Annotated in this window: 15 protein-coding genes and 2 pseudogenes; 8 read left to right on the top strand and 9 right to left on the bottom strand. The window is 46.4% G+C overall.

Going from position 1 to position 15,915, the window contains the following annotated elements:
- Complete coding sequence (kefG, locus tag K7X24_RS10075; protein ID WP_224554692.1) at nucleotides 1–552, bottom strand: glutathione-regulated potassium-efflux system ancillary protein KefG; 552 nt, start codon at nucleotides 550–552, stop codon at nucleotides 1–3.
- A 125-nt stretch (nucleotides 553–677) separates the two neighbouring features.
- On the opposite strand from kefG, the gene K7X24_RS10070 reads away from it, so the two are divergent.
- Nucleotides 678–2,585, top strand: coding sequence for an ABC transporter ATP-binding protein (locus K7X24_RS10070; RefSeq protein WP_224554659.1), 1,908 nt, complete (start codon nucleotides 678–680; stop codon nucleotides 2,583–2,585).
- Between the two features lie 373 nt (nucleotides 2,586–2,958).
- Here the strand turns inward: K7X24_RS10070 and K7X24_RS10065 are convergent, their stop codons facing one another.
- Nucleotides 2,959–4,290, bottom strand: coding sequence for a fibronectin type III domain-containing protein (locus tag K7X24_RS10065; RefSeq protein ID WP_224554657.1), 1,332 nt, complete (start codon nucleotides 4,288–4,290; stop codon nucleotides 2,959–2,961).
- 386 nt (nucleotides 4,291–4,676) lie between these two features.
- Between K7X24_RS10065 and K7X24_RS22175 the strand changes: the two are divergent.
- Together K7X24_RS22175 and K7X24_RS10060 are read left to right on the top strand one after the other, a co-directional pair.
- Nucleotides 4,677–4,821: pseudogene (locus tag K7X24_RS22175) on the top strand (IS5/IS1182 family transposase); the annotation flags it as partial.
- A 29-nt stretch (nucleotides 4,822–4,850) separates the two neighbouring features.
- Nucleotides 4,851–5,108: pseudogene (locus K7X24_RS10060) on the top strand (5-bromo-4-chloroindolyl phosphate hydrolysis family protein); the annotation flags it as partial.
- Between the two features lie 79 nt (nucleotides 5,109–5,187).
- Here the strand turns inward: K7X24_RS10060 and K7X24_RS10055 are convergent.
- Nucleotides 5,188–5,790, bottom strand: coding sequence for a LysE family translocator (locus K7X24_RS10055; RefSeq protein ID WP_224554655.1), 603 nt, complete (start codon nucleotides 5,788–5,790; stop codon nucleotides 5,188–5,190).
- Nucleotides 5,791–5,896: 106 nt separating this feature from the next.
- On the opposite strand from K7X24_RS10055, the gene K7X24_RS10050 reads away from it, so the two are divergent.
- The 3 genes from K7X24_RS10050 (at nucleotide 5,897) to K7X24_RS10040 (ending at nucleotide 8,146) form a co-directional block, all read left to right on the top strand.
- Complete coding sequence (locus tag K7X24_RS10050) at nucleotides 5,897–6,919, top strand: hydrolase (protein ID WP_224554654.1); 1,023 nt, start codon at nucleotides 5,897–5,899, stop codon at nucleotides 6,917–6,919.
- Entirely contained in the window at nucleotides 6,916–7,152 is a 237-nt protein-coding gene (locus tag K7X24_RS10045; RefSeq protein ID WP_224554653.1) for a YheU family protein, read from the top strand. Before K7X24_RS10050 ends, K7X24_RS10045 begins: the two co-directional genes overlap by 4 nt.
- Before the next feature lie 124 nt (nucleotides 7,153–7,276).
- Entirely contained in the window at nucleotides 7,277–8,146 is an 870-nt protein-coding gene (locus K7X24_RS10040) for a phosphoribulokinase (protein ID WP_224554652.1), read from the top strand.
- A 40-nt stretch (nucleotides 8,147–8,186) separates the two neighbouring features.
- Here the strand turns inward: K7X24_RS10040 and K7X24_RS10035 are convergent, their stop codons facing one another.
- Complete coding sequence (locus tag K7X24_RS10035; RefSeq protein WP_224554651.1) at nucleotides 8,187–8,594, bottom strand: OsmC family protein; 408 nt, start codon at nucleotides 8,592–8,594, stop codon at nucleotides 8,187–8,189.
- Nucleotides 8,595–8,965: 371 nt separating this feature from the next.
- Between K7X24_RS10035 and crp the strand changes: the two genes are divergently transcribed.
- Complete coding sequence (gene crp, locus K7X24_RS10030; RefSeq protein ID WP_004090925.1) at nucleotides 8,966–9,598, top strand: cAMP-activated global transcriptional regulator CRP; 633 nt, start codon at nucleotides 8,966–8,968, stop codon at nucleotides 9,596–9,598.
- 101 nt (nucleotides 9,599–9,699) lie between these two features.
- Here crp and K7X24_RS10025 read toward each other — a convergent pair whose 3' ends face one another.
- The 5 genes from K7X24_RS10025 to K7X24_RS10005 form a co-directional block, all read right to left on the bottom strand.
- Nucleotides 9,700–10,920 carry an aspartate aminotransferase family protein gene (locus tag K7X24_RS10025; RefSeq protein ID WP_224554650.1) on the bottom strand — a complete coding sequence of 407 codons (1,221 nt, stop codon included), beginning with the start codon at nucleotides 10,918–10,920 and terminating at the stop codon, nucleotides 9,700–9,702.
- A 119-nt stretch (nucleotides 10,921–11,039) separates the two neighbouring features.
- On the bottom strand, nucleotides 11,040–11,615 hold the full coding sequence (locus K7X24_RS10020) for an aminodeoxychorismate synthase component II (RefSeq protein ID WP_224554648.1): 576 nt from the start codon (nucleotides 11,613–11,615) through the stop codon (nucleotides 11,040–11,042).
- Nucleotides 11,616–11,897: 282 nt separating this feature from the next.
- Entirely contained in the window at nucleotides 11,898–12,572 is a 675-nt protein-coding gene (locus K7X24_RS10015; RefSeq protein WP_224554646.1) for a hypothetical protein, read from the bottom strand.
- Between the two features lie 3 nt (nucleotides 12,573–12,575).
- A complete protein-coding gene (locus K7X24_RS10010; protein ID WP_224554644.1) occupies nucleotides 12,576–12,878 on the bottom strand; it encodes a 2Fe-2S iron-sulfur cluster-binding protein in 303 nt (100 codons plus the stop codon).
- Nucleotides 12,879–13,465: 587 nt separating this feature from the next.
- The gene (locus K7X24_RS10005; protein WP_224554642.1) at nucleotides 13,466–13,717 is read right to left on the bottom strand and encodes a hypothetical protein; all 252 of its coding nucleotides are present in this window, start codon (nucleotides 13,715–13,717) and stop codon (nucleotides 13,466–13,468) included.
- An 846-nt stretch (nucleotides 13,718–14,563) separates the two neighbouring features.
- On the opposite strand from K7X24_RS10005, the gene pelA reads away from it, so the two are divergent.
- Complete coding sequence (pelA, locus tag K7X24_RS10000) at nucleotides 14,564–15,688, top strand: pectate lyase PelA (RefSeq protein WP_224554640.1); 1,125 nt, start codon at nucleotides 14,564–14,566, stop codon at nucleotides 15,686–15,688.
- Nucleotides 15,689–15,915 lie beyond the last annotated feature (227 nt).

The raw sequence follows: 15,915 nt of genomic DNA, 5'->3' as shown, positions 1-15,915 counted from the left end.
CTAGCGTTCCTCTTCAGGTAAAGGGGAGGATAGCCATTCACCGTAAGCTTTGGCTTGACTCAACAACACATCGGGCTGTAACCGACGCGCCCAGTAAATAATCATGGGATGCATCCAATGCATACGGCACATTGCTGCCGTCAGCTCAAACGGGCGTAGCAAATCGTCCATCGGGTAGCGATTGCTCCCATCAGCGTGGTAGGCATCTTCCGGCTCACCGGTCGTAATCACCGAGCGCCAGTATTTCCCCGCCAGCGCATTCCCGCCAATCCCATTGGCAAAACCGCGGGATAACACCCTGTCGAGCCACTCTTTCAACAAAGCCGGACAGCTGTAGGTATAAAACGGATGTTGGAAAACAATGACCTGATGCTCACGCAGCAGTTGTTGTTCATGATGAATATCGATAAAAAAATCAGGATAGTGTGCGTAAAGATCGTGCACAGTTACATTTGCCAACTGCTGCGCCGGTTGCAATAAGACCCGGTTTGCTACCGAGTCCTGTGGTTCCGGATGGGCATACAGCAGCAAAATCTTCGGTGGCTGCGACATCATTCCCCTCCAAAGCGTCGTCATGATAATCGTTTTCCGTTACCATGCAGCGCAACGACTAAAAACAGGGCACTGCGTGTCCTGATATGTCCACAATTTAACATACTCTGAACATACGGCGCTTTATGATTGTTTTCTCTTCGCTGCAAATTCGACGTGGTGTACGCGTTCTGATCGACAACGCGACAGCAACGGTTAATCCCGGCCAGAAAGTCGGTCTGGTTGGCAAAAACGGCTGTGGTAAATCTACGCTGCTCTCATTACTGAAAGGTGAAATCAGCGCCGATGGTGGTAGCGCGACATTCCCGCAAAATTGGTCACTGGCGTGGGTTAATCAGGAAACCCCCGCGTTGGATAAACCTGCGCTGGACTACGTGATTGACGGCGACCGCGAGTTTCGACAACTGGAAGCCGCGTTGCAGACCGCCAACGAAGAGAACGACGGTAACGCGATTGCCACGCTGCACGGCAAGCTGGATGCCATCCAAGCTTGGACGATTCAGGCCAGAGCATCAAGCCTGCTCAATGGGTTAGGATTTTCTCAGTCACAGCTACAACAGCCCGTCAGCGCCTTTTCCGGCGGCTGGCGGATGCGTCTGAATCTGGCACAGGCGCTGATCTGTCGTTCAGATCTGCTGTTGCTGGATGAACCGACCAACCACCTCGATCTGGATGCCGTTATCTGGCTGGAAAAGTGGTTGAAAAACTACGCTGGTACCTTGGTACTGATCTCGCACGACCGCGATTTCCTAGACCCAGTCGTGACCAAAATTCTGCACATCGAACAGCAGTCGCTCAACGAGTACACTGGTAACTACTCCTCGTTTGAACGCCAGCGCGCCACTCGTCTCGCACAGCAGCAATCGCTCTATGAGCACCAGCAGGAACGTGTCGCGCACCTACAACACTACATTGACCGCTTCCGCGCGCAGGCGACCAAAGCCAAGCAGGCGCAAAGCCGGATAAAAATGCTGGAACGCATGGAGATGATTGCGCCAGCACATGTTGATAACCCTTTCCGCTTCAGTTTTCGCGCCCCAGAATCGTTGCCCAATCCACTTATGAAGATGGAAAAGGTCAGCGCAGGCTATAACGACAAGCTGATTCTGGAATCGATCAAACTTAATTTAGTGCCGGGTTCCCGCATTGGGCTCCTCGGCCATAACGGCGCGGGTAAGTCCACGCTGATCAAGCTGCTTGCTGGCACACTTGCCCCACTGAAAGGGGAAATTGGGCTGGCGAAAGGCGTGAAGCTCGGTTATTTCGCTCAGCATCAGTTAGAGTTTCTGCGTGCGGACGAATCGCCCTTGCAGCATCTGGTACGTCTGGCAGAGCGGGAAACGGAACAGCAACTGCGCGACTACCTTGGCGGCTTCGGTTTTCAGGGCGACAAAGTCACGGAAATCACCGAACGCTTCTCCGGCGGCGAAAAGGCCCGTCTGGTGCTGGCGCTGATCGTCTGGCAGCGTCCGAATCTCCTGCTGCTCGACGAACCCACCAACCACCTCGATCTGGATATGCGTCAGGCACTGACCGAAGCGTTAATCGATTTTGAAGGCGCGCTGGTTGTCGTCTCGCACGATCGACACCTGATCCGTTCTACTACGGACGATCTCTATCTGGTACACGACCAGAAAGTGGAACCATTTGACGGCGATTTGGAAGACTACCAGCAGTGGCTGGTCGGCCTGCAACGTCAGGAAAATATGGCCGATGAGACGCCAAAAGAGAATACTGCCAACAGTGCGCAGGGCAGAAAAGATCAGAAACGCCGCGAAGCTGAGTTGAGAACGCAAACGCAGCCGCTGCGCAAACAGATAACCAAACTTGAGCAGCAGATGGAAAAGTTGGGGGAAACGCTGGCGGCGCTGGAAAACCGACTGGCGGACAGCGCCATCTATGACATCAGCCACAAAGCCGAACTCACAGACTGCCTGCAACAACAAACCAAAGTCAAAATCGAGCTGGAAGAAACGGAAATGTCCTGGCTGGACGCGCAGGAACAGCTAGAACAGATGATGCAAAACGAGTAAACCACACCTTCCCTAACAGCGTTGATCTTGTTCATGTAATGTTTCTCCCTGATTGAAACGGCCAGTGAAAGTATGACACTGGCAGCTTAGGGGAAGAGTCCATCACAATGCTACATTCGTTTTCCTAAATTGCAGTGCTTGCAGTTGAGCTAATTAAGCTATACCCATCGCAGATGCATTGGCGGCCTCGTTATACAGCCCAAGGATGGGCCGTATAACGAGGCCGCCACAAATAGCGTTCAAATCTTCTCCCAGCAGATTTGTCACCCGAATCACTTACCTGAGTAAGCTCATCGGGATTAATAAATATCCCCTCTGAAATTCACTCTTCGGGGCAGCGCAAGTGCTGTTCGAATTATTTAGTACATAAGCACTATCCAATTAGCTGCCAGAGCGTCTTATAGTCGTCCCCACCAGGTTGCCAACTGCTAGAGTAAGAGGTGTGTGCTTGGATACATATCCAGTTTCTCCCCAGATTCGTCACTTTAGCACCTACCGAATAGTAGGTATTTAACTTCCACTGAGGGTATTCACCCGGGTTGGCTGGAAGGGTGGTGGCCTGGACGCTATTACTCGGGTTTGACTCCTCAGAATTTCCGCTAAGTTTGAATGTCACAAAATAGCTATATTTCGTATCCGGCTTTAGCTGTTCCGCTGTATAGATGAGTGTTGTTGATGGAACGCTTTCAACTTTTTTACCATTTTCATAAATAATATATTCACTAACGGTACCCTGATCCAATACAGGATCCCAGCCTAGTGTTATACTATTTTCAGTTACATCCGCAACTCGTAGCGTTGTGGATGAGATCGTTTTTTCGAACGCATCCACAAACCGTTGACAATATTCACCGGCGATCTTTTGTGCAGGATTACTGGAACTTACTAAATCCACATAGCTATATGATGAAGGATTATCACGATTAAAACTCCAGCTTGCTAAAAAGCTAAAAGATCGTTCTTCAGCAAATGTTGCAAGCTCAGTTGCATCCTCCAGGGTAAACATGGTTCGGTCATCGTTCAGTCCAATCATGGGGGTAATAGCAACATGGTTATAACCCTTGTTGATCTGGCCTTTGATACTAGTAGCAGCATCGATGGCTGCTTGTCCCATCGCATCTTTGTACGCTGGGTTGTAATAATCCATAGCCATGCCATTCACGATAAAATCCAAGCCCGCTTCTGTTGCACTCTGAACGATACCCAACCCAGTCGCCGTCATTCCTGTCGGCATGGTAGGTAGAGTAAAAGAAATTCTGACCTGTGGATTGTTGCGTTGAATTGTTTTGAGTGCAGTACAAATATGACTAACATTATAGAGGCCATTCTCAAGATCAAAATCCAACCCAGCGACACTATAATCATCGATGACTTTCTGATAGATATTAATGAGTTCCTGCCCACTAAAATGAGTTGATATATCTGCGTTAACTGCCCCTCCAAACGAAACAACTACATCCATATTAGCGTCATTTAACTGATTTGCTAAAGGTAATGCCCAGTTTAATGGCATAGCATCATTCCCTGCCCAACAAGCATTTTTTGATGGAGATAATGTAATAAATGCAAATATTAAACCATTCGCCCCCCACTTTTTGGCTTGTTGGAAATAAAGGAGATTAGGTAATCCATTAGGGTAATCTTGTGAGCTAGACCAGTTCGCATTAACAGTAACATCAACATAAGGCGTATAAATCGTTGTCATTTAAAAACCCTCTATTGCTAATTTAGTATTTGTATATATTTAACCCAACCAATTATTAGTTTAAATATAAATTATCGATATTTATTAGGCAGAATCAAATACTTGAATGAAAGCATCTAACTAGTAAACATGCTCAATAAAAGTATATAATTAATATAAAAAATCACAAATACGTTTTTTGACAGAGTCGCTACTAACAAATAGCTCACACTACTAGATAAGGTGCTAATTAATCGAATGCGCATCCCTATTAGATTGAGTATATAGAAAAATTAATATTTTATATCTATGTGCAATAAAACTGTAAGCACACTTATTTTAGGGAAGATAAAATTTAATCCTCACTTGTGAGAATATAACACTTTATTTGCAATGACCTTTTCATAATGCCAGCCATTTCCAGATATTCTTCCCGTAAATTCCGTTTTCTTGACCGTATGAATGCGCTAACGACATTACTGAAGTTCTGCTTCCGTGCTCCCCCTCCTCCCGACGGAGCGCAGACCTTTTCCCTTGATGCCTATGTGTAAGTGTAAGTATCCCAGTAAGATCCCAAGGATGTTGAGTTGGGCACGGCGTTCCTTAATCGTTATCTTCCTGCCGTAGAAAAAATGGCAGGTGAGTTTGTCAGGCTCTCCACCCAATTGGAGAAACACGGTAAATCAGACGATTTTCTGCTGAAGAATGTTACTGCCCTGAAAGCACTCGGTTCCGCCTTTCAGCAGCAGCATGCACGGTTGCTAGAGAACGATACGCTGGATTTTGATGCTGAACTTAATGTGGTTAACAACCCTTTAAAAACAAATGGTTACAAGTAATTTCCACCGATAGTATTCTGCTGACAGTGTGGTTGCTAAGTCGCGAGCGAAAAACCGCTCGCGACTTAGCAACGAAGCCTTAATGCCAAATCAACAACACGCAGGCGGCGGTCAGCAGCCCCATTGACACATTAAAGATAATCCACGCTTTTTTACTACGCAGCAGTCGTCCAATCATCGTGCCGAATCCGAGCCAGATGACGCCGGACACCAGATTAACCAGCACAATCCCGATGCTTATGGCGATTACAGACTGGTTATAACTTTCCCCCGCCAGACTAAAACTGGCAACCGCGCCCAGCGCCATGAGCCATGCTTTCGGGTTCAGGAATTGCAGCAACCATCCCTGATAAAGCCGGATCGGCTTAGGCGGAGCAACGGAGGTTTCCAGCCGTTCGTAAGCCGCTGTAGCAATTTTCCACGCCAGCCAGAGCAGATAGGCGCTACCGAGGACTTTCAGGATAAAGTGCAGCGAAGGATAAATCAGAATCACCCCACCGACACCGAATGCCACCAGCAGCAAAATACTCTGCATGCCCAGCATGATGCCGACCATCAGCCACAGCGAACGCATAAAGCCGAAATTGGCGCCCGAGGTGGTTAACAGCATATTGTTCGGCCCCGGTGTAATGGCAGCCACCCACAAAAAACCCAACATCGAGAGAAATAAACTCAGTTCCATTATTTGTAGGCACTCCTGACCCAAATATCGTACCAACTGGCAGCATTGAAGCTAACAGTGTGATATTGATCGTACAAGAGTCGACAACAAGATTTCCATATCCTTTATGCATAATCACTTTCGTCCGCTGAGCGGCGCCCATAACCCACATCTGCAAACGCTATTACCGCGACTGATCCGCCGTCATGCGCAATTCTCACCAGTCTGGCAGTCACTGGAATTACCAGACGGCGATTTCGTCGATCTGGCGTGGAGCGAAGCACCTGAACAGGCGCGGCACAAACCACGCGTGGTGCTGTTTCACGGGCTGGAAGGCAGTTTTCATAGCCCCTACGCCCACGGCCTGCTGCACGCCTGCAAACAGCGCGGCTGGCTGGCCGTCATCATGCATTTTCGCGGGTGCAGCGGCAAACCTAACCGCATGAAGCGTATTTATCATTCCGGCGAAACCAGCGATGCCAGCTATTTCCTGTACTGGATGCAAGAGACGCTGGGCGATGCGCCTACCGCCGCCATCGGCGTGTCTCTCGGCGGCAACATGCTGGCCTACTTGCTTGGCCAGCAGGGCGAAGCCTGTTCCCTGTCCGCCGCCGTCATTGTTTCCGCACCACTGATGCTCGAACCCTGTAGCCGCCGGATGGAGCAAGGCTTTTCCTGTGTCTATCAGCACTACCTGCTACGCCTGTTGAAACAAAACGCTGGCCGTAAACTGGCAGCGTACCCAGACACATTGCCAATTCAGTTGCCGCAGTTGAAGCGAATACGCCAACTGCGAGAATTTGATGATGTCATCACTTCACGTATCCACGGCTTTCGCGATGCAGATGACTACTATCGACGCTGTAGTGCCCTACCGCTGTTGCCTCAAATACGCAAACCGCTGCTGATCATCCACGCGAAGGACGATCCCTTCATGACGTCTGAGGTGATTCCCGATCTGTCGCAGTTACCGTCTAATATTGAGTATCAGCTGACGGAACATGGTGGGCATGTCGGCTTCGTCGGAGGAACGTTGCTGAAACCGGAAATGTGGCTGGAACAGCGCATTCCCAATTGGCTTAGCCCATTTTTGGACCATGCCACCGATTCTTTTTCTTCGGGATCTTTTCATTCAGGAGGAATAGCGTGATTATTCCCTGGCAACAGCTCGATCCAGAAACACTGGATAGCATCATCGAATCTTTCGTCCTGCGGGAAGGCACCGATTACGGCGAACAGGAACGTTCGCTGGCGCAGAAAGTAGAAGATATCCGCAGCCAGCTCCAATTTGGCGAAGTGGTGTTGGTGTGGTCTGAGTTACATGAAACCCTCAATATTATGTCACGCAACCAGCTCAATACAGGAGGGCATGCCCCTTATTGAGCATGGCGAAAATCGTGAAAGAACGCGCCAAACATGCTAACAATGATGACAATTACGTCTTTTCTGAGGATACGCACAGGCCTTCGATCTGTGCGAGCCTCGCGATCACGGAGTCATGCACCTTATGTCACATCAGCATCCGATTATTGCGGTTACTGGTTCCAGCGGAGCGGGAACCACGACAACCAGTCTGGCCTTCCGTAAGATTTTCCAGCAGTTCGACCTGCGTGCCGCCCAGTTGGAAGGAGACAGTTTCCACCGCTATACGCGCCCTGAAATGGACATGGCGATTCGCAAAGCGCGTGATTTAGGTCGCCACATCAGCTATTTCGGCCCAGAAGCAAATGACTTCAATCTGCTGGAACAATCGTTTACCGAATATGGCCTGCACGGACGCGGTCAGACGCGTAAATACCTTCATACCTATGATGAAGCGATTCCCTATAATCAAGTTCCGGGAACATTCACGCCGTGGGACCCCATGCCGGAACCCACCGATATCTTGTTCTATGAAGGGCTGCACGGCGGCGTCGTCACCGAGCAAAACGATGTGGCACAGCATGTCGATTTGCTCGTCGGCGTGGTGCCGATCGTCAACCTGGAGTGGATTCAAAAACTGATTCGTGATGTCAATGAACGTGGCCACTCGCGTGAAGCGGTGATGGATTCCGTCGTTCGCTCGATGGAAGACTACATCACCTATATCACGCCACAGTTTTCTCGCACACACATCAACTTCCAGCGCGTGCCAACCGTAGACACCTCCAATCCATTCGCTGCCAAGTCGATTCCGTCACTGGATGAAAGCTTCGTCGTCATTCATTTTCAGGGGTTGGACAATATTGATTACCCCTATCTGCTCGCCATGTTGCAGGGATCGTTTATTTCCCATATCAACACGTTGGTCGTTCCTGGCGGGAAAATGGGGCTGGCAATGGAGTTAATCATGGCACCGCTGGTGCAGCGGCTGATAGAAGGGAAAACGATCGAATAATCCAAACTGGGCACGGCAGCATCGTGCCCTGAAAAATAGGTTATTGCAGCACTCTGATTTCGTGGCTGTGCGTCACCTCAACGGCTTTGCCCAGCATCAGTGCCACAGAACAGTACTTTTCCGCCGACAGGGCGACAGCTCGTTCGACAGCTTTGTCAGTCAGTCCTTTTCCCGTCACGATAAAATGCAGATTGATGTGGGTAAATAAACGCGGCGCGTCAGACCGGCGCTCTGACGTTAATTTCACCTCACAATCAGCCACATCGTTGCGACCTTTTTGCAGAATCGACACCACGTCAATCGCGCTGCATCCTCCCACGGACATCAATACCATTTCCATCGGACTGGGCGCTTTATCGCCAGAATTGCCGTCCATCAATATCTGATGCCCTGATGCGGATTCGCCCAAAAACGTTAAGCCTTCAACCCATTTTACCCGAGCCTGCATGATGTCTCTCCACTAAAAATTTTTTGAAAACTTATATCGTTACTATACAAAAACCAGCGTTAATCAGCACTTTGTCATGCTGAAGCGAGACAACACAAGACACATCCTTCAAGCTGTGTTAAAACGAAAATAGAATAGACCTTTTCTGGACAACCCCAGAAACGAAGAAGATGACGTAGCCAGACATACTCGGCCACGTTTACGGTGCGGCAAGGCAGCAACCGAAAAATCAAGGGTATAGTGGTTCCAGTATATTCCCTGACGTCATTCTGCCTAGACTGAATTTTATTTTTTTAGCAGTTAAACACGCCGTACAGGGAACTCTGACCCCTGTAATTTGCGCAGTGAATTACAACAGAGGATGATAGCGAATGGTTCTCGGCAAACCGCAAACAGACCCAACTCTCGAATGGTTCCTTTCCCATTGTCATATCCACAAGTATCCATCGAAGAGCACGCTGATTCACCAAGGTGAAAAAGCAGAAACGCTTTACTACATCGTGAAAGGCTCTGTCGCAGTGCTAATCAAAGATGAAGAAGGCAAGGAAATGATCCTCTCCTACCTCAATCAGGGCGATTTTATCGGCGAGCTCGGCCTGTTTGAAGAAGGTCAGGAACGCAGTGCCTGGGTTCGGGCAAAAACCGCCTGTGAAGTGGCTGAAATTTCCTATAAAAAATTCCGCCAGCTCATCCAGGTTAACCCGGATATTCTCATGCGTCTGTCTGCACAAATGGCAAGCAGACTTCAGGTTACCTCTGAGAAAGTCGGCAACCTCGCCTTCCTTGATGTGACCGGCCGTATTGCCCAAACCCTACTCAACCTGGCCAAACAACCTGATGCCATGACGCATCCAGATGGCATGCAAATTAAAATTACCCGTCAGGAAATTGGGCAAATCGTTGGCTGCTCGCGTGAAACCGTGGGTCGCATTCTGAAAATGTTAGAAGACCAGAACCTGATCTCTGCGCACGGTAAAACGATTGTCGTTTACGGCACTCGCTGACCCCTGCCGCTGTACCCTACCAACAAAAAAGCGTGAAGCCTCTGCCTCACGCTTTTTTATTACATTGATCTTGTCAATGCGCACTCAGTTCGTTGCGTTAGCTAGCCATTAACGACCTGCACAACAGCGTTGGCGAATTTATCCATCCCCTGTGCGATATCGTTTTCATCAATGATCAACGACGGTACAAAGCGGATAACGTTTGGCCCTGCCATCAACACCATCAGCCCCTGAGCCGTTGCGGCAGCCAGGAACTCGCCGGCGCGACCATGCCATTGCGATCTCAGCTCAGCCCCCAGTAACAGTCCCATACCGCGGACCTGCTCAAATACACCATACTGTCGGTTGATTTTCTCAAGTTCACTGACAAAGCGATCGTGACGATCCGCTACGCCTGACAGCACTTCCGGCGTGTTGATGATATCCAGCGCGGCTTCCGCCACCGCGCAGGCCAACGGGTTGCCGCCATAGGTCGTGCCATGTACCCCAACCGTCATAGCCGATGCGATCTCTTCCGTCGTCAGCATCGCGCTAATCGGGAACCCACCGCCCAATGCTTTAGCCGTTGTGAGAATATCCGGCGTAATACCGTAGTGCATGTAGCTGAATAATTTACCGGTACGCCCCATCCCGCTCTGCACTTCATCAAACACTAGCAGCGCCTTGTGCTGATCGCACAGATCGCGAACGCCCTGTAAAAACTCAGGCGTTGCAGGCGTAATACCGCCCTCACCTTGAATGGGCTCCAGCACGACCGCACAGGTGTGATCGTCCATTACCGCTTTAACCGCCGCCAGATCGTTGAAGGGAACATGAACAATGTCAGCAGGCTTAGGCCCGAAACCATCGGCATATTTAGGCTGTCCGCCAACTGAAACGGTGAACAGCGTACGGCCATGAAACGCATTGTAGAAAGCAATAATCTTGGTTTTATACGGGCTATGGCGTTTAACCGCATAGTGGCGCGCCAGCTTAAACGCCGCTTCATTAGCCTCTGCGCCAGAGTTAACAAAGAACACGCGATCGGCAAAAGTGGCATCGATCAGTTTGCTGGCGAGACGTAGCGCAGGTTCATTGGTAAAAATATTGCTGGTATGCCACAGCTTTTCGCCCTGCTGCTGCAACGCGTTGACCAATGCGGGATGGCAGTGACCGAGCGCCGTAACCGCGATGCCACCGGAGAAATCGATATACTCTCGGCCCTCCTGATCCCAGACACGGCTCCCTTTACCTTTCACAGGTACAAACTTCGCGGGTGCATAAACCGGCAAAATCACTTTATCGTGAGTGTCCCGCGTCACTGCTTTCTGCTCTGCTGCCATTTGCTGCCTCACTCTGCTGTCCATCATATCGAAATGAAAATATAGTCAATAAATATGCATAAAAAATCAATTTCAGGCAATATTAAATCAGCTACTGAAGAGAATAACTTTCTATATGGCTAAATTTTAAGGAAATTATCCAAAATCTGATGCCCTTGCTGGCTAAGAATGCTCTCTGGGTGAAATTGCACCCCTTCCAGCGGCAATGCGCGATGGCGAATCCCCATAATCTCATCACGCTTTCCTTCATGTTCGCTCCAGGCTGTGATCTCAAAGCAATCGGGTAGCGATGCTGAATCAATAATGAGCGAATGATAGCGGGTGACCGTCAAAGGCAGGGCTAGCCCTGCGAACACCCCCGTATCGCTATGCGCAATCGCTGAGGTTTTCCCGTGCATGACCTGCCGTGCTCGCACCACACGCGCGCCGAATGCCTGCCCCATCGCCTGATGGCCAAGACACACACCCAGAATAGGCAGTTTATCGGCAAAGTGACGGATAGCAGCCAGTGAAATGCCCGCCTCATCCGGCGTACAAGGGCCAGGTGAAATGACCAATCGCTCAGGCGCAAGCCGTTCAATCTCGCGCAGCGTCAGTTCATCATTACGCTTCACCACGACCTGTGCGCCAAGCTCACAAAAGTATTGGTAAAGGTTGTAGGTAAAGGAGTCGTAGTTATCGATAATTAGCAGCATATTGACTTAATATATTGATAGACATTGGTTATTTTAATTCATCCTACTTTTGATACCCGCAATAATACCTGAAAATTATGTCGATGCGTTTTTCATAAGCGGGTGTAACACAGGCTATTGTACCTGTATACGTGATTAGCATGATGACAAGAGATTAATGCTGTCTAAATCTAGGGGGCAGATGATAGGAGGCAGAGATTCCGAAGGAAATTTGAAAACATCGCGGAATCTCTGGTGTGGTTCGATATTGATTCAAGTAACGAGCACAATCATGAACGATCGTTAAGCATCATCCAGGATAAAGGTTACTGGTACATGATAAAAACCATCAACATATTCAGGCCTTAGCTCAGCAACTGAGTTCTCTGGCTTTTTCCCATATAGCTCGATAGCTACATCTGTCAGAGTCTTAGTCGTTACCGCTTCTTTCGCGCTAGACTGGAATACACCGATTGATGATAGATAATCCAGAGGGAAATTAAACCGATAGACGCCAAATTTATTTTCACTTCGAATAATAATATCCATAGGATTCATAACTTTCTTGCCTTTTAACGACAACTTAGGAATGTAGGTTGTGAACTCGACAGGCGCTTCATCTCTAATTTCGGCCCACGTGACATTACAACTCTGATTCGCAGAAGCAACTTTCCCTTTCGCTTTGAAAGCATCTGAAAGGCATAAGCCAACTCTGCTTCCGGTTAAAGGTTCCATTGTAGACTTACTGATAACATTAATAATAACTTTTACAGCATCCTGCTGCGTTGATTTAACGGAATTGCATTGACCTTTTTTAAATATAAATTTATCCAGACGTTCATTAATGTCATCCCTGTTATTAATTAATGCTGCATTTATTATTATAGATTTTCCATTGGGTTCACTATTGGCACGATATGTCAGACCGCACAGACTAAGTGCTACACTAGATAAAATAAAATTTCTTCTGCTAATCATTATTCAGCACTCCGAGTCAACCAGCTCATCCTCAACATGGGAAGTTATTGTCATATCTGATGAAGGGTACGTAACACAAGACAATATATACGTTCCCCTTTGGGAATCATTGAGGAAAGACTGGTCACTATCATCATATTCCCCAGATATCACCTTACACGCGCATGATGAACAGGCCCCAGCCCGACAGCTATAGGGAAGATCTATTCCAGCCTCCTCAGCAGCATCAAGTATATAGGTATCATCACTGCATGTTATTGTATGCATGCCACCAGACCCTGAAATCTTTATCTCGTATGAAGCCATGACTTATATCATCCTTTTAAAATCATTAATAAAAATTAGCAACATTAATTAATAATTAATAATTAACAAAATAAAAAATCAATAAAAAATAATATTAAATCACCAGATTTATATTTTATTTACATAAAAATAAAAATCAGAAGTCACACAACGGAATCTGTCCTTTACATTGTGAAAGGCAACTATGAAAGTTTGAACTTCCATAATCACCAGGTATATCTAATAGGTATGAACATTCGGCTATACATCTATCAGTTTCGGATAGTGAATATTTCTCGTTAATGAAAATTTTATTAATTTTTCTATTTTTAACAATACAAGAATTGTTTCTTTCTATAAAATTTATCTTTCCTTTTAAAAAATCGATAGAAAGTGGTTTGCTATCTGAGCTAATTGCGTTACCAGAAAATAAAAAACATGATAATAACAATATAATTAATGCCATCGGAGGGGATACGTTCAACACAACTCAATCCTTTAAAGGTATGTTAATTAATATTTTTAACTCTTGGATTTATATTTCCATAGCCAATAAAACTTAGGGAAATCATAATTTTTACAAAAAAACCAACCACTTGACAAATAATCTACAGATTGACATCCTTATTAACATAAACCGTGAAGCCATCTGGTTTTAAATCTGGATGATCAATTGAAATATCATTTATAACCTTACCCGTTAACGTATAAATTAAGTGCCCAGCAATATGCCGACACTTTTCATATTCCTCCTGAGGCAAAGAGCTTTTCAGCACGACTAATTCTTCTTTGATTTGCTCGATAAGAACAATTGATTTTTCAATTAAATTTTCTGCGATCTTTTTATCTGAGATGAACATCTTACGATCCTAGTGGCGTATCTGAAAATGGCTTTCATGCATTCTAATAACGCTACCCCTCACACATTTAACAGTCAAGAAAAACATACCTTGTCAACAAAAAATATGTGGCGAAAAATATTTATGCAGTTCAACGTCTGCGGCCCATCGATAGCTTCTCTATTTTTTAGTTTTTTCTTAGCGCTTCACAGCAGTGAGCGACAATATTCAGCGGTACAACTTCTCTGCAGACAGAGGAAAATCGGGGCTATGTGTTTACGCGATGTCAGAACATAAAATTAGCAAGATAATAATTATATAGGTAATTAATCATTTATTTCCGCAACCACCATCTTTATTAATAGGTATTATTTATTAGATTCAATATAGAAAACGATTACTTTGAAATTATTTTTAACAAAAAAAATAATAAACAAAAACCGTCTATGAATTAACTCAGTTTTTTAAAAAGGCAGGAAAGCTAAGAAAATTAGCTTTAAAGTAATATTTTTGATGGCGATCACAATTTCTCAACAAGCGAATAAATCACGCATATCAAATGGATGAAAAATAAAGAATCCAGATTGAAAAAACAAAGATAAAAAAACATAACACCATGAATTAAAATGATTTAAATAGAAATTGGTTTCTATTTAAAATAGATAGACACAAATCCTCTCAACTGTCCTCTGTTATTTAATTAATATATTTAACGCCCCATCTTGTATTGTTTATTTTTTCTGTTAACACTTAGCTTGGCTTTATAGACAAACCTTAATTTCATTTTTGTTGAAATGGCCTTTTTAAATTACACAGGGTGTGTAGTGATAAATACCCAAAAAAATTCTATGTCAAGGAGAGTACATAATGAAATACCTACTGCCTTCTGCAGCAGCTGGCCTGTTGCTGCTCGCTGCCCAACCGACAATGGCAGCAAATACGGGGGGTTATGCCACCACTGACGGCGGCGACGTTTCTGGTGCTGTGAAAAAAACTGCGCGTTCTCTGCAAGAGATCGTCGATATCATTGAGGCTGCGAAAAAGGACTCAAGCGGTAAAGCGGTAAAAGGTGGGGCCTACCCACTCGTGATTACCTATAACGGTAATGAAGATGCGCTAATCAAAGCCGCCGAAGCTAACATCTGCGGCCAGTGGAGCAAAGATCCACGCGGTGTGGAAATCAAAGAGTTCACCAAAGGGATCACTATCCTCGGAACCAACGGTTCTTCCGCTAACTTCGGTATCTGGATGGTTAACTCTTCCAACGTTATCGTACGTAACATGCGCTTCGGCTATATGCCGGGCGGCGCAAAAGACGGCGATGCCATCCGTATTGATAACACGCCGAACGTTTGGATCGATCACAACGAGATCTTCGCCAAGAACTTCGAATGTGCTGGGACGCCAGACAACGACACCACTTTTGAATCGGCTGTCGATATCAAAAAAGGTGCCACCAACGTCACGGTATCCTACAACTATATCCATGGCGTGAAAAAAGTGGGGTTGAGCGGTTCAAGCAATACGGATACGGGTCGCGACCTGACTTACCACCACAATATTTACAGCGATGTTAACTCACGTCTGCCGCTGCAACGTGGTGGTAAAGTGCATGCTTATAACAACCTGTATGACGGTATCAAAAGTTCAGGCTTTAACGTTCGTCAGAAAGGGATTGCGCTGATCGAAAGCAACTGGTTCGAAAATGCACTCAACCCAGTAACAGCACGTAACGACGATTCCAATTTCGGTACCTGGGAGCTGCGTAACAACAACATTGCCAGCCCATCTGATTTTGCTAAATACAACATCACCTGGGGTAAACCATCCACACCGCACATCAATGCGGATGACTGGAAGAGTACTGGCAAGTTCCCAGCTGTCCCATATAGCTACTCTCCTGTTTCAGCACAGTGCGTGAAGGATAAACTGGCAAGCTATGCCGGCGTAGGTAAAAACCTAGCGGTACTGACAGCAGCTAACTGTAAATAAACGCGTTTAGGCTTCCTCGACAGGTGATATCGCGGGTAAGCCTGAAGAAAAGCTTAAGCCCAGCGTATTCATTATGATGCGCTGGGCTTTTCCTAAGCGAGATTATCATTTAATTAACGGATGATTTATTTCACCAACAAATGGGCAGAGCAATAAAATCAATTAACGATATAAGAAAAATTGAATAGCCATGTGGTACTATATTTTTACTTAAGACGTATTTTTCA

This window comes from Pectobacterium versatile (assembly GCF_020166435.1).
GTDB lineage: Bacteria > Pseudomonadota > Gammaproteobacteria > Enterobacterales > Enterobacteriaceae > Pectobacterium > Pectobacterium versatile.
The sequence above is the reverse complement of the archived record's forward strand: the minus strand, read 5'-3'. Positions and strand labels throughout refer to the sequence as shown.

Coding starts and splice junctions, on each gene's coding strand:
- kefG (WP_224554692.1), bottom strand. CDS start 552: ATGTCGCAGCCACCGAAGATTTTGCTGCTGTATGCCCATCCGGAACCA.
- K7X24_RS10070 (WP_224554659.1), top strand. CDS start 678: ATGATTGTTTTCTCTTCGCTGCAAATTCGACGTGGTGTACGCGTTCTG.
- K7X24_RS10065 (WP_224554657.1), bottom strand. CDS start 4,290: ATGACAACGATTTATACGCCTTATGTTGATGTTACTGTTAATGCGAAC.
- K7X24_RS10055 (WP_224554655.1), bottom strand. CDS start 5,790: ATGGAACTGAGTTTATTTCTCTCGATGTTGGGTTTTTTGTGGGTGGCT.
- K7X24_RS10050 (WP_224554654.1), top strand. CDS start 5,897: ATGCATAATCACTTTCGTCCGCTGAGCGGCGCCCATAACCCACATCTG.
- K7X24_RS10040 (WP_224554652.1), top strand. CDS start 7,277: ATGTCACATCAGCATCCGATTATTGCGGTTACTGGTTCCAGCGGAGCG.
- K7X24_RS10035 (WP_224554651.1), bottom strand. CDS start 8,594: ATGCAGGCTCGGGTAAAATGGGTTGAAGGCTTAACGTTTTTGGGCGAA.
- crp (WP_004090925.1), top strand. CDS start 8,966: ATGGTTCTCGGCAAACCGCAAACAGACCCAACTCTCGAATGGTTCCTT.
- K7X24_RS10025 (WP_224554650.1), bottom strand. CDS start 10,920: ATGGCAGCAGAGCAGAAAGCAGTGACGCGGGACACTCACGATAAAGTG.
- K7X24_RS10020 (WP_224554648.1), bottom strand. CDS start 11,615: ATGCTGCTAATTATCGATAACTACGACTCCTTTACCTACAACCTTTAC.
- K7X24_RS10015 (WP_224554646.1), bottom strand. CDS start 12,572: ATGATTAGCAGAAGAAATTTTATTTTATCTAGTGTAGCACTTAGTCTG.
- K7X24_RS10010 (WP_224554644.1), bottom strand. CDS start 12,878: ATGGCTTCATACGAGATAAAGATTTCAGGGTCTGGTGGCATGCATACA.
- K7X24_RS10005 (WP_224554642.1), bottom strand. CDS start 13,717: ATGTTCATCTCAGATAAAAAGATCGCAGAAAATTTAATTGAAAAATCA.
- pelA (WP_224554640.1), top strand. CDS start 14,564: ATGAAATACCTACTGCCTTCTGCAGCAGCTGGCCTGTTGCTGCTCGCT.